Below are 12,336 nucleotides of genomic sequence, written 5' to 3' on the forward strand. Positions count from 1 at the left end.
GAAAGGAGAAATGTATGGGATGGTGGCGCGAAACCATTGATATCGTAAAAGAAAATGATCCAGCGGCGCGCACCACTTTGGAGGTTCTACTGACCTATCCAGGTGTCAAGGCCTTAGCTGCCCACCGTCTCTCGCATTTTCTATGGGAGCACGGCTTCAAACTCCTAGCTCGGATGCACAGTCAGTTTTGGCGCTTCTGGACTCAGATTGAGATCCATCCGGGGGCTCAGATAGAATCAGGTGTCTTTATCGACCATGGTTCTGGATTGGTGATTGGAGAAACGGCTATCGTTGAGACGGGAGTTCTCCTCTATCATGGGGTGACTCTTGGGGGAACAGGGAAAGACTGTGGCAAACGCCATCCTACCGTTCGAAAGGGAGCTCTCATATCGGCTCATGCCCAAGTTATTGGACCAGTGGAAATCGGTGAAAATGCCAAGGTGGGAGCAGCCGCAGTTGTTGTGGCAGATGTACCTAGTGATGTGACAGTTGTCGGAATTCCAGCGAAGATTGTCCGTGTTCATGGTGAGAAAGACGAGCCAACCATTCACGAGGTAGAGGAGAAACGGAAATACTATCTAGACAAGCTAGAGCATGCCCGTGAAGCCAGTCACAGATCGTCGGGGTTGTAGAGGATACCTATATGATTCAAGCAAGAAACAAGTTAAGCCAAGAGGAGTTATCTGAGGCGAAAAAACTCATTAACTGTTGCCAAGCCTATGACGGTACCTATCGTGATCCCTATCTTTCTAACATGCTTAATTTTGACCCAAACATGCCCGCCTTTTTCCTTTATTATGAAAAAGGCGAACTTGTTGGTTTATTAACTGTCTATGCAGATGACCAAGATGTGGAAGTGACGATACTGGTTCATCCAAATCATCGCCGTCAGGGGATTGCGCGTGCATTGTTTACGAGTTTTGAGAGAGAAACGGCTTCTTTCCCTATTCGTTCAGTCACTTTTCAGACAGAACGTATTTTTCTAGAGCGTCATCCTGATTTTGTCAGCAACTGGGGATTGGTCGAGGATGAAGAGACAGAAACCTGGTTAGGTAAGGATAGAAGACCTTATCAGTTAGTAACTGTTTCTAATCTTGAAGTTTTGTTAGCAGATAGTTCGTATCAGGAGCAAATTAGCCAGTTAAAATTTCAGGTATTTTCAGAGGAACATGAATCGAGAGAAGTTGTGGATAGATATGTCGCTGAAGCTCTGAAAGATCCAGAAAGTCGCCTATACATTTTATTAAAAAACGGTCAGGTCATTGGGACTTGCACGGTAGATTTATCGACTAATACGAATTACTTCTACGGTTTAGCAATATCAGAACTTGAACGTGGCAAAGGCTACGGAAGCTATTTTGTAAAATCTCTTATCAACCAACTGATTGAGCAAAATGACAGGGAGTTTCAAATTGCAGTAGAAGATAGCAATGTAGGTGCCAAGCGCTTGTATGAAAAAATTGGCTTTGTCAAACAGACTCAGGTAGTTTATCTGAATGAGAAAGAATAGAAAAATGCTATTAGAAGAATTCGAAAATGTACCTGCTGTTATCGAACCAACTGATCGAAGTATTCGAGGTGGTGGAGAAATCTGTGACACGATTATTTTATCTTTTAATGGAGAAATCGTTGAACGAGTAAAGCAGTTTGAAGATGTTTATGAAGGTGGCTATCTAACCAATCTAAATGGTAGATTTCCATGGTATATCTATGAAAAAGATGGTAGTAAGGTAGCCGTTGCTATAGCTACGATTGGGGCTCCCATGATAGTCGGCCAGCTGGAGGAGTTAGCGGCCATAGGCTTCAAGAATTTCATCATTCTAGGTTCCTGTGGTGTTTTGGATCGCTCAATTGAGGCGGATAAAATCATCCTGCCTGCGGCCGCATTGCGAGATGAAGGGACTAGCTATCACTATGCCCCATCGGGTGATGAAGTCGCCTATAACGAATCACTGTTGATTAAGCTGGAAGCCATCTTTGACAAGCACAATATCGAACATATCCGCACCAAGTCTTGGACGACTGATGCCTTTTATCGAGAAACGCCTGATAAGGTCAAGCGTCGCTTGACTGCTGGTGCACAAGTGGTGGACATGGAAGCTTCAGCTATCATGGCTTGGAGTCAATTTCGCAAGAGTAAAGTCTATCAGTTCTTCTACACAGCTGACTATGTGGATCATCATAACCGAGCCTGGGATGCCCGCCATGAAGAGCGGACAGCTGATGCCATGACTTTTTTCACTATCGCTTTGACAATAGCCAAGGAACTAGAAAGGTAACTACAAGAATGGCAGTATATTTTTACGGCTGTATCACCATGGATGGCTACTTGGCAGACAGCCAGCACAGGATAGACTGGCTGCATCAGCTTGGTTCTGTAGAGGATACAGGCTATGATGACTTTTACAGGCAAATGGATATCACCATCATGGGCAAGCGGACCTTTGAGGAAATCCAAGATTTGCAAGATGTAGAAAGTTTTTATCAAGCTACGGAAAACTATGTCTTTACGCATGATAGGCACCTGCCTGTCAGCAATTACCAGCCAGTAGCTGGGGATGTGGTGGACTTTGTTCACCAGATTGACAAAGGAAAAAATGTCTTTGTGATTGGTGGTAATTCCTTGGTAGGACCGCTCTTGGATGCGGATCTTTTCGACCACCTCATTATTCAGATAGCGCCCCTTATCCTAGGAAAGGGGGTTCCCCTCTTTACCCAAGAGGAAGGGCAGCGCTTTTACCAACTGGATAGCCTCAGACAATTTGGCCCTTTTGCAGAGCTGGTTTTCAGCCGAAAAAGTCAGAAATAGAGAAGGGAGTGGACTGCATGATTAAAATTTACGACACCATGTCTCGTGATTTACGAGAATTTGTCCCGATTGAGGACAGCAAAGTCAAGATGTATGTTTGTGGGCCAACCGTATATAACTATATCCACGTGGGGAATGCACGTTCGACGGTAGCTTTTGATACCATTCGACGTTACTTCGAATACCGTGGGTACGAGGTTGCCTATATTTCCAATTTTACAGATGTAGATGATAAGATTATCAATCGCGCCAAGGAAGAAGGTATCACGCCTCAGGAGGTTGCGGACAAGTACATCGCTGCCTTTCGTGAAGACGTGACGGCCTTAGGCGTCAAGCCTGCTACCCGCCATCCGCGTGTAGTGGAGTTTATGGCTGATATCATTCGTTTTGTGGAAGACTTGATTGAAAAAGGTTATGCCTATGAAAGCCAGGGGGATGTCTACTTCCGTGTGGAAAAATCTCACAACTATGCTAAGTTGGCTAATAAAACCTTGGAAGATTTGGAGTTGGGTGCTTCTGGTCGGACAGATGAGGAGACCGCCCGTAAGGAAAATCCAGTGGACTTTGCTCTCTGGAAGGCAGCTAAGCCAGGTGAGATTTTCTGGGACAGCCCTTGGGGAGCAGGCCGTCCGGGCTGGCATATCGAGTGTTCGGTTATGTCGACAGAGATTTTGGGAGATACCATTGATATTCACGGTGGTGGAGCTGACCTAGAGTTTCCGCATCATACCAACGAAATAGCCCAATCAGAAGCCAAGACTGGTCAGACTTTTGCCAACTACTGGATGCACAATGGCTTTGTCAATATCGAAAATGTCAAGATGTCCAAGTCCTTGGGCAACTTTATCACAGTCCATGATGCCCTCAAAACCATCGATGGCCAAGTGCTTCGTTTCTTCTTTGCCACTCAGCATTACCGCAAGCCTATCAACTTTACAGAAAAAGCAGTGCGTGATGCCGAGACAAATCTCAAGTATCTAAAGAACACCTATGAGCAACCATTTACTGGAAATGTAGATGCTCAAGAGTTACAAGACTTTAAAGATAAGTTTGTAGCGGCTATGGATGAGGACTTTAACGCTGCCAATGGTATCACAGTTGTCTTTGAAATGGCCAAGTGGATTAATTCAGGCAACTATGATGTAAGTGTTAAGGAAGCTCTTGCGGCTATGTTAGAGGTCTTTGGTATTGTCTTTGTCGAGGAAGTTTTGGATGCAGAGATTGAAGCTTTGATCCAAAAACGTCAAGAGGCGCGTGCGAATCGTGACTTTGCGACAGCAGACCAAATCCGTGACCAATTGGCTGCTCAAGGGATTAAGCTACTGGATACCAAAGATGGAGTGAGGTGGACACGTGATTGATGTCAACCTCATTAATGGGATTGCGCTAGCTTTTGAGGGGGATGCGGTGTATTCTATGTATATCCGCCGTCACCTCATCCTCAAAGGTATGACCAAGCCCAATAAACTCCACCAAGAGGCGACAAAGTATGTGTCGGCCAAGGCTCAGGCTCGCTTGATTGCCCTCATGTTGGAAGAGCAAGTCCTGACGGAAAAAGAAGAAGAAATCTATAAACGGGGACGTAACACCAATAGCCACACAAAGGCTAAAAATGCAGATGTCGTGACTTATCGTATGTCCACGGGATTTGAAGCGGTCATGGGCTATCTCCATCTGACTGAAAATCTGGAGCGTCTAGAGACCATAATTTCTTGGTGCATCCAAAAAGTGGAGGGCTAGAATATGATTGCAAAGGAATTACAAGACTGGTTTCCTGAAGCTCAGATTTCAGATCAGCCAGTAGAGAAACCAGGCTATCTCACTCTCCCTTTAGCTTCTAAGCAGTGGATTTTACTGGGGGAAGCTGGACTCAGCGAGCGTGAAAAGCAGCTGGTTGCCCTTTTAACCCAGCAGGAGCAGGCTCGTTCGCTCAATCCTTGGTATCCCTATCTGATCGAGGGGAAGGGGCAGGCACCGCAAGCTTTCAAAAAGATTCAGCTGGTTTATTGCCATCTGTCTTATTACCAACAGGAAAATCTAGCTTCTTGGCTGGATATGATGCGGACTCTTTTTCCCAACTGCCAGACAGTGCTACAGGTCGGGGCTCAGGATTATGTTTTTGTCCTCCAGCAAGATAAATACAGCTCTGTCCGCTCAATCTTATCTGATACGATTGAAGCGGTTGAGTATGACTTTGGCCTTCGTCTGTCTATCATGTTGGGGCAGGTGTGGTCTCAGATAGGCTATCAAGCCCTATCAGACTTAATCAAAGCGGAGCGGGATTTGTTTAAGACATGGTGGCGTCAAGGTCATCAAGGTGTACACACCTTTTCACAACTCTATCTTTGGAGTATGGGAGAAAGGATTGTGGACCTGAGAGTCATTAAAGAATGTCTGCACCAGATGATTTTGGATCAGGATCAGATTCAGGAAATTATCCTTTCTCTCTGGGAAAATAGTGCTGTCCTAACTAAAACAGCCCAGCAACTCTATCTACATCGCAATTCTCTCCAATACAAGATTGACAAATGGGAAGAATTGACAGGACTTCAGTTGAAGGAGTTAACGGATCTTACCTTGTGTTATCAGTTGATTTTACCAGATATTCTTTAAAGTTTTGTGCAAGTTGCACAGAACTTTTTTATTTTTTTGGTCACCTTGCCATAGAAATGTAAAACGTTTTCATCTATAATAAAACTATCAAAAGACAAAAGGAGTTCACCTCGATGGTAGAATTAAATCTTAAAAATATTTACAAAAAATATCCAAACAGCGAACACTATTCAGTTGAAGACTTCAACTTGGACATCAAAGACAAAGAATTTATCGTTTTCGTAGGTCCTTCAGGATGTGGTAAATCAACAACTCTTCGTATGATTGCGGGTCTTGAAGACATTACAGAAGGTACTGCATCTATCGATGGCGTGGTTGTCAACGACGTAGCTCCAAAAGACCGTGACATCGCCATGGTATTCCAAAACTACGCTCTTTACCCACACATGACTGTATATGACAACATGGCTTTCGGTTTGAAATTGCGTAAGTACAGCAAAGAAGACATCGACAAACGTGTGCAAGAAGCAGCAGCAATCCTTGGCTTGAAAGAGTTCTTGGATCGTAAACCAGCTGACCTTTCAGGTGGTCAACGTCAACGTGTTGCCATGGGTCGTGCGATCGTCCGTGATGCAAAAGTGTTCTTGATGGACGAACCTTTGTCAAACTTGGATGCCAAACTTCGTGTATCTATGCGTGCTGAAATTGCGAAGATTCACCGTCGTATCGGAGCTACAACTATCTACGTAACCCACGACCAAACAGAAGCGATGACTCTTGCAGACCGTATCGTTATCATGTCAGCAACTAAGAACCCAGCTGGTACAGGTACTATCGGACGTGTTGAACAAATCGGTACTCCTCAAGAAGTTTACAAAAATCCAGTTAACAAGTTCGTTGCAGGATTCATCGGAAGCCCAGCTATGAACTTCATCAATGTAAAATTAGTTGGTAGCGAAATTGTTTCTGACGGTTTCCGCTTGAAAGTTCCAGAAGGTGCTTTGAAAGTTCTTCGTGACAAAGGCTACGAAGGAAAAGAATTGATCTTCGGTATTCGTCCAGAAGATGTGAATGCAGAACCTGCTTTCCTTGAAACATTCCCAGAATCAGTGGTTAAAGCAACCATCTCTGTATCAGAATTGCTTGGTTCAGAATCTCACCTTTACTGCCAAGTTGGTAAAGATGAGTTTGTTGCCAAAGTGGATGCTCGTGACTACTTGCAAACGGGTGCAACAGTTGAACTTGGATTTGACTTGAACAAAGCACACTTCTTTGATGTAGAAACTGAAAAAACAGTCTACTAAGATAAATAGAATAGCAAAGCACTGCAGAGTTTCTCTTGCAGTGTTTTTTCTTTTAAATGCACAGGCTCGGCATGAAAACAGGCTTTTCTAGTTTTAATATTCTTAAAAAAGTGATAAAATGGTAGGAAGAATTGGAGAGTATAGATGCCGAAAGAAGTGAATTTGACGGGCGATCAGGTAGTCGCTTTAACGAGAGAATATTTAACAAAGGAAGACGTTGCTTTTGTACAAAAAGCATTGATTTACGCAGTTGATTGTCATAGTGGGCAGTTTCGGAAATCAGGTGAGCCCTATATTATCCATCCCATTCAGGTAGCAGGGATTCTGGCTAAGCTCAAGCTGGATGCCGTAACCGTTGCCTGTGGTTTTTTGCATGACGTGGTTGAAGACACAGATGCGACACTGGATGATTTGGAAAGAGAGTTCGGTCATGATGTTCGGATTATCGTTGATGGGGTGACCAAACTTGGTAAGGTTGAGTACAAATCACTTGAGGAACAATTGGCGGAAAATCACCGCAAGATGCTTATGGCCATGTCTGAGGATATCCGTGTTATCTTGGTTAAATTATCGGACCGTTTGCACAATATGCGGACTCTCAAACACCTTCGAAAGGACAAGCAAGAACGTATCTCCAGAGAAACCATGGAAATTTACGCACCACTTGCTCATCGTCTAGGGATTTCCAGTGTCAAGTGGGAGTTGGAAGATCTATCTTTCCGTTACCTCAATCCAACTGAGTTTTACAAAATCACCCACATGATGAAGGAAAAACGCAGAGAACGTGAGGCTCTGGTCGATGAAGTCGTAACCAAGTTGGAGGACTATGCTACCGAACGCAATCTCAAAGGGAAAATCTATGGTCGTCCTAAGCATATCTATTCGATTTACCGCAAGATGCAGGATAAGAAGAAACGCTTTGAGGAAATTTATGATCTGATTGCCATTCGCTGTATCTTAGATACCCAGAGTGATGTTTACGCCATGCTGGGTTATGTGCATGAACTTTGGAAACCTATGCCAGGTCGCTTCAAAGACTATATCGCCAATCGTAAGGCCAACGGTTACCAGTCTATCCATACAACCGTTTATGGACCAAAAGGGCCGATTGAATTCCAGATTCGGACCAAGGAAATGCACGAGGTGGCTGAGTACGGGGTAGCAGCTCACTGGGCTTATAAGAAAGGCATTAAAGGACAGGTCAACAGCAAGGAATCTGCTATTGGAATGAACTGGATCAAGGAGATGATGGAGCTCCAAGATCAGGCTGATGATGCCAAGGAATTTGTGGACTCTGTTAAAGAAAACTATCTGGCGGAGGAGATTTACGTCTTTACTCCAGATGGTGCGGTTCGCTCTCTTCCAAAAGATTCAGGACCGATTGATTTTGCCTATGAAATCCATACCAAAGTCGGTGAAAAAGCGACTGGTGCCAAGGTCAATGGCCGTATGGTTCCGCTGACAACCAAGCTCAAGACAGGGGATCAGGTTGAAATTATCACCAATCCCAACTCCTTTGGTCCGAGTCGTGACTGGCTCAACATGGTCAAGACCAGCAAGGCGCGCAACAAGATTCGTCAGTTCTTTAAAAATCAAGACAAGGAATTATCCGTTAACAAGGGCCGTGAGATGTTGATGGCCCAGTTCCAAGAAAACGGCTATGTAGCCAATAAATTCATGGACAAGCGCCATATGGATGAGGTTCTTCAAAAGACCAGCTACAAGACAGAGGAGGCTCTCTACGCAGCCATTGGTTTTGGAGAAATTGGCGCTATTACCGTCTTTAACCGCTTGACCGAAAAGGAACGTCGTGAGGAAGAACGCGCTAAGGCCAAGGCGGAGGCAGAAGAGCTTGTCAAAGGTGGCGAAGTTAAGGTCGAGAACAAAGAAACCATCAAGGTCAAGCATGAGGGTGGTGTGGTCATTGAAGGTGCTTCAGGCCTCCTCGTTCGTATTGCCAAGTGTTGCAATCCAGTGCCGGGTGACGACATTGTCGGCTACATTACTAAGGGACGCGGTGTAGCTATTCACCGTGTGGACTGTATGAATCTCCGTGCCCAAGAAAACTATGAGCAACGTCTCCTTGATGTGGAGTGGGAAGATCAATTCTCAAGCAAGGAATACACCGCCCACATCGATATCTATGGTCTCAACCGTACAGGGCTCTTAAATGATGTTCTGCAAGTTCTCTCCAACACAACTAAGAATATCTCAACCGTTAATGCTCAACCAACCAAGGATATGAAATTTGCTAATATCCATGTCTCCTTTGGTATTTCCAACCTCTCTACACTGACCACGGTCGTTGATAAGATTAAAAGTGTACCAGAGGTTTACTCCGTCAAACGGACCAACGGCTAATTGTCCTAGCTCTTACTAGAAAGGCTATTATGAAAATCATTATCCAACGGGTTAAAAAAGCTCAAGTCAGTATCGAAGGTCAGGTTCATGGAAAGATCAATCAGGGACTCTTATTGCTGGTCGGTGTTGGTCCAGAGGCCCAAGAGGAAGATTTGGACTATGCTGTGAGAAAGCTCGTCAACATGCGGATTTTTTCTGATGCGGAAGGGAAAATGAACCTATCTGTCAAGGATATTGAAGGAGAAATCCTTTCTATTTCCCAGTTTACCCTCTTTGCGGATACTAAGAAAGGCAATCGCCCCGCCTTTACAGGTGCAGCCAAGCCGGATATGGCAGCTGCCTTCTATGAGGCTTTCAACCAAAAGCTAGCTCAGGAAGTGCCTGTTCAGACAGGCATCTTTGGAGCGGATATGCAGGTGGAGCTGGTAAATGATGGGCCAGTTACCATCATTCTTGATACTAAAAATAGATAAGAAAACCAAGCCCAGCTGGCTTGGTTTTTGTTTATAGACACTCCCAGAAGGTGATGTGTTTGTTGTAAAAGTCGGGATAGTTTTCTCTTAGGTGGCTAGCCGTTATATAGTATAAAGTAGAATGACAGGAAGTAAAGACTGGAGTAAGAGAGTAGAAATATTGAGGGCCAGTGATGGATAAAAAGACAAATAATAGAAAATCGCTGATGAGCACTCCTAAATAGTAGAAGCGAATTTTTTTGTTCATCTGAGGATAAATCTCAGAGAAATGTTTTTTGAGTCGATTGACCAAGCGAAATAGCAGTGGTCCTTGAGCGAAGATGAAAATGAAGCAAAAAAACAGGCCTCTCTCCAAAGAAAGTTCGTATCGGGGTCTGAAAGTTACCAACAGTAGCAAATCGCTGACTGCAATGGCTGCAAAATGGATTCTAAAGAGCTTTTTCATAGGAAGACCTCCCTCTTTTATCTAGCTTCATTCTACACCAAACGAATGGGACTTACAAGCAAAATAATAAAAAATCCCTGAAAGGAACTTTTTTCAGGGATAAGGGCTTAGTTAATTTTTTCGACATAGAGTTGTTTGGCGATATCGATGCTAACTTGGAGATCTTCGTCTTTGTTGACTAGAGTAAAGCTATTGGAAAAATTATCAAACTGCTTGACTTGGACTTGGTCACCGATATGAATTTCATGCTTTTCTAAGTATTTGAGCAGATTAAAGCTATCGTGAACCCGAGTCAGGAGATAGGTTCCAGCTTCTTTGGTATCTGCTAAAGGTAGGTTGTTGATTTCAACCAAGAGCTCTCCTTTGGCTGGGATGGTTCCTCCGTGGGGGCAGGTTTTAGGGAAGCCAAGCAGTTTATCCAGTCTCTCTACGAAGAGATCGGATACAGTGTGTTCTAGGACTTCAGCTTCTTCGTGGATCTGGTCACTGGTATAGTCGAGATGGTGAACTAGAAAGACTTCAATCAATCGGTGTTTGCGATAGAGCTCGGAGACTAGTTTGAGCCCAATATCTGTCAATAGATAGCCATTCTCCTTATCCTTGAGGATGAGATTTTCACTTTTCATGCGTTTGATCATCTCTGTTACGGCAGGTGGAGAGACTTGCATACGGGCAGCAATTTCTTTATTGGTGATTTTTTGCATTTCCGTACCGATTTCATAAATACATTTTAGGTAGTCTTCTTTATTTGGCGTCATTCGTTTCCTCTTGTCTTTTCTCTCCATCTAGTATATCAAAAAAAGCTAGATTTCTCTAGCCTTCTGCCCTAATGGCTTTGATTTTAGTCCAGTTCTTTCACTGCAGCAATGGCAGCTTCAAAGTCTGGTTCCGTGTTGATGTTGTCAACGTATTCTACGTAACGGATGACATTGTCAGTATCGAGAACAAAGACGGCACGTGCAAGGAGATGCCATTCGTTGATCAAAAGGGCATAATCGCGTCCGAAAGAATGGTCAAAGTAGTCTGAGAGCATGATGGCATTGTCAAGGCCTTCAGCCCCACACCAGCGTCCTTGGGCAAATGGTAGGTCCATAGAAACAGTAAGAACGACGGTATTGTCGAGGTTAGCTAGTTCTTGGTTGAAGCGACGTGTTTGCGTTGAGCAGACACCAGTATCGATAGAAGGGACAACACTCAAGACTTTTTTCTTCCCATCAAAGTCAGCTAGCGTTTTTTTAGAGAGATCTGTTGTAGTGAGAGAAAAGTCAAGTGCCTTGTCTCCGACTTGCAGTTGTTTACCTGTAAAGGTTACAGGATTTCCGAGAAAAGTGGTCATGAAACTACTCCATTCTTTTTTCTTTTATTTTACCGAGAATTGTCAGATTTTTCCAATGATTTGACCGGAAATTAAGTGATAAAAAAACGCCCATTCATGTGAGAATGACGTTTTTTAATGGATTATTTTGACAAACCTTCAGCAATCTTGTCAAGGTTGTATTTCATCATGCTGTAGTAGCTGTCGCCTTCTTTGCCTTCTTCAGCGATTGAGTCAGTAAAGATTTGTGCGTAGATTGGGATGTTTGTGTCTTGTGAAACAGTCTTCATTGGACGGTCATCGACACTTGATTCAACAAAGAGTGATGGAACTTTTGTTTGGCGAAGTTTTTCAACCAAGGTTTTGATTTGTTCAGGAGTACCTTCTTCTTCCGTGTTGATTTCCCAGATGTAGGCACTTGGAACACCGTAGGCTTTAGAGAAGTATTTGAAGCATCCTTCGCTGGTTACGATGAGTTTCTTCTCAGCAGGGATATTGTTAAATTTCTCTTTGGCTTCCTTGTCCAGTTTGTCTAGTTTTTCAGTATAGTCTTTGAGATTTTTTTCGTAGAATTCCTTGTTGCTAGGGTCCTTGGCAATGAGCTGTTTAGCGATATTTTTAGCATAAATCATCCCATTTTCAAGGTTGAGCCAAGCGTGTGGGTCTTCTTTGCCTTTCTCGTTTTGGCCTTCAAGGTAGATAACATCAACGCCTTCGCTGACTGCAAAGTAGTCTTTGTTTTCAGTTTTCTTGGCATTTTCGACCAATTTGGTAAACCAAGCATTGCCACCTGTTTCAAGGTTGATACCGTTATAGAAAATCAAGTCAGCTTGAGAAGTTTTCTTAACGTCTTCAGGAAGTGGTTCGTATTCGTGTGGGTCTTGACCAACAGGAACGATACTGTGAAGATCGATCTTATCGCCAGCGATATTTTTGGTAATATCAGCGATGATTGAGTTTGTAGCAACAACTTTTAGTTTTTGACCAGAAGCCGTATCTTTTTTTCCGCTAGCACATGCTACAAGAGCAATGACGGAAAGAAAGAGTACAAGCAATGTACCTAATTTTTTCATTAG

Annotated in this window: 14 protein-coding genes; 10 read left to right on the forward strand and 4 right to left on the reverse strand. The window is 43.7% G+C overall.

Annotated elements, in window-relative coordinates; all coding sequences use genetic code 11:
- The first annotated feature begins 14 nt into the window (after positions 1-14).
- From cysE to dtd, 10 genes are all read left to right on the forward strand, one after another.
- The gene (gene cysE, locus B7717_RS05790; RefSeq protein ID WP_084856981.1) at positions 15-632 is read left to right on the forward strand and encodes a serine O-acetyltransferase; all 618 of its coding nucleotides are present in this window, start codon (positions 15-17) and stop codon (positions 630-632) included.
- Between the two features lie 11 nt (positions 633-643).
- Positions 644-1,510 (forward strand): GNAT family N-acetyltransferase, encoded by an 867-nt coding sequence (locus tag B7717_RS05795; RefSeq protein ID WP_084856983.1) that lies wholly within the window; start codon positions 644-646, stop codon positions 1,508-1,510.
- A 4-nt stretch (positions 1,511-1,514) separates the two neighbouring features.
- Positions 1,515-2,279 (forward strand): nucleoside phosphorylase, encoded by a 765-nt coding sequence (locus B7717_RS05800; RefSeq protein WP_084856985.1) that lies wholly within the window; start codon positions 1,515-1,517, stop codon positions 2,277-2,279.
- An 8-nt stretch (positions 2,280-2,287) separates the two neighbouring features.
- Positions 2,288-2,809, forward strand: coding sequence for a dihydrofolate reductase family protein (locus B7717_RS05805; RefSeq protein ID WP_000301974.1), 522 nt, complete (start codon positions 2,288-2,290; stop codon positions 2,807-2,809).
- Positions 2,810-2,826: 17 nt separating this feature from the next.
- Positions 2,827-4,170: a cysteine--tRNA ligase gene (gene cysS / locus B7717_RS05810; RefSeq protein ID WP_084856987.1), complete on the forward strand. Its 1,344-nt coding sequence runs from the start codon at positions 2,827-2,829 to the stop codon at positions 4,168-4,170.
- Positions 4,163-4,549 carry a Mini-ribonuclease 3 gene (locus tag B7717_RS05815; RefSeq protein WP_000567909.1) on the forward strand — a complete coding sequence of 129 codons (387 nt, stop codon included), beginning with the start codon at positions 4,163-4,165 and terminating at the stop codon, positions 4,547-4,549. The genes cysS and B7717_RS05815 overlap by 8 nt, the downstream gene beginning before the upstream one ends.
- A 3-nt stretch (positions 4,550-4,552) precedes the next feature.
- The gene (locus tag B7717_RS05820) at positions 4,553-5,422 is read left to right on the forward strand and encodes a helix-turn-helix domain-containing protein (RefSeq protein WP_084881450.1); all 870 of its coding nucleotides are present in this window, start codon (positions 4,553-4,555) and stop codon (positions 5,420-5,422) included.
- 113 nt (positions 5,423-5,535) lie between these two features.
- Positions 5,536-6,666, forward strand: a complete 1,131-nt coding sequence (locus B7717_RS05825) for an ABC transporter ATP-binding protein (protein WP_000229944.1) — start codon at positions 5,536-5,538, stop codon at positions 6,664-6,666.
- A 144-nt stretch (positions 6,667-6,810) separates the two neighbouring features.
- Positions 6,811-9,027 (forward strand): RelA/SpoT family protein, encoded by a 2,217-nt coding sequence (locus B7717_RS05830; RefSeq protein WP_070657775.1) that lies wholly within the window; start codon positions 6,811-6,813, stop codon positions 9,025-9,027.
- Positions 9,028-9,056: 29 nt separating this feature from the next.
- Positions 9,057-9,500: a D-aminoacyl-tRNA deacylase gene (gene dtd / locus B7717_RS05835; RefSeq protein ID WP_070657777.1), complete on the forward strand. Its 444-nt coding sequence runs from the start codon at positions 9,057-9,059 to the stop codon at positions 9,498-9,500.
- A gap of 31 nt (positions 9,501-9,531) precedes the next feature.
- Here the strand turns inward: dtd and B7717_RS09740 are convergent, their stop codons facing one another.
- The 4 genes from B7717_RS09740 to B7717_RS05855 form a co-directional block, all read right to left on the reverse strand.
- The gene (locus B7717_RS09740; protein WP_084944369.1) at positions 9,532-9,945 is read right to left on the reverse strand and encodes a hypothetical protein; all 414 of its coding nucleotides are present in this window, start codon (positions 9,943-9,945) and stop codon (positions 9,532-9,534) included.
- A gap of 107 nt (positions 9,946-10,052) precedes the next feature.
- A complete protein-coding gene (locus B7717_RS05845) occupies positions 10,053-10,703 on the reverse strand; it encodes a metal-dependent transcriptional regulator (protein WP_049489567.1) in 651 nt (216 codons plus the stop codon).
- Positions 10,704-10,786: 83 nt separating this feature from the next.
- Positions 10,787-11,281: a thiol peroxidase gene (tpx, locus tag B7717_RS05850; protein ID WP_000206541.1), complete on the reverse strand. Its 495-nt coding sequence runs from the start codon at positions 11,279-11,281 to the stop codon at positions 10,787-10,789.
- A 122-nt stretch (positions 11,282-11,403) separates the two neighbouring features.
- Positions 11,404-12,333 carry a metal ABC transporter substrate-binding protein gene (locus B7717_RS05855; protein WP_000733087.1) on the reverse strand — a complete coding sequence of 310 codons (930 nt, stop codon included), beginning with the start codon at positions 12,331-12,333 and terminating at the stop codon, positions 11,404-11,406.
- Positions 12,334-12,336: the final 3 nt, after the last annotated feature.

The organism is Streptococcus oralis subsp. oralis (assembly GCF_002096495.1).
Classification (GTDB): domain Bacteria; phylum Bacillota; class Bacilli; order Lactobacillales; family Streptococcaceae; genus Streptococcus; species Streptococcus oralis_CU.

What these genes read in the sequence shown, in the direction of transcription:
- cysE (WP_084856981.1), top strand. Translation starts at nt 15, where the DNA reads ATGGGATGGTGGCGCGAAACCATTGATATCGTAAAAGAAAATGATCCA.
- B7717_RS05825 (WP_000229944.1), top strand. Translation starts at nt 5,536, where the DNA reads ATGGTAGAATTAAATCTTAAAAATATTTACAAAAAATATCCAAACAGC.
- B7717_RS05845 (WP_049489567.1), bottom strand. Translation starts at nt 10,703, where the DNA reads ATGACGCCAAATAAAGAAGACTACCTAAAATGTATTTATGAAATCGGT.
- B7717_RS05795 (WP_084856983.1), top strand. Translation starts at nt 644, where the DNA reads ATGATTCAAGCAAGAAACAAGTTAAGCCAAGAGGAGTTATCTGAGGCG.
- tpx (WP_000206541.1), bottom strand. Translation starts at nt 11,281, where the DNA reads ATGACCACTTTTCTCGGAAATCCTGTAACCTTTACAGGTAAACAACTG.
- B7717_RS05805 (WP_000301974.1), top strand. Translation starts at nt 2,288, where the DNA reads ATGGCAGTATATTTTTACGGCTGTATCACCATGGATGGCTACTTGGCA.
- B7717_RS05830 (WP_070657775.1), top strand. Translation starts at nt 6,811, where the DNA reads ATGCCGAAAGAAGTGAATTTGACGGGCGATCAGGTAGTCGCTTTAACG.
- dtd (WP_070657777.1), top strand. Translation starts at nt 9,057, where the DNA reads ATGAAAATCATTATCCAACGGGTTAAAAAAGCTCAAGTCAGTATCGAA.
- cysS (WP_084856987.1), top strand. Translation starts at nt 2,827, where the DNA reads ATGATTAAAATTTACGACACCATGTCTCGTGATTTACGAGAATTTGTC.
- B7717_RS05820 (WP_084881450.1), top strand. Translation starts at nt 4,553, where the DNA reads ATGATTGCAAAGGAATTACAAGACTGGTTTCCTGAAGCTCAGATTTCA.
- B7717_RS05855 (WP_000733087.1), bottom strand. Translation starts at nt 12,333, where the DNA reads ATGAAAAAATTAGGTACATTGCTTGTACTCTTTCTTTCCGTCATTGCT.
- B7717_RS09740 (WP_084944369.1), bottom strand. Translation starts at nt 9,945, where the DNA reads ATGAAAAAGCTCTTTAGAATCCATTTTGCAGCCATTGCAGTCAGCGAT.
- B7717_RS05800 (WP_084856985.1), top strand. Translation starts at nt 1,515, where the DNA reads ATGCTATTAGAAGAATTCGAAAATGTACCTGCTGTTATCGAACCAACT.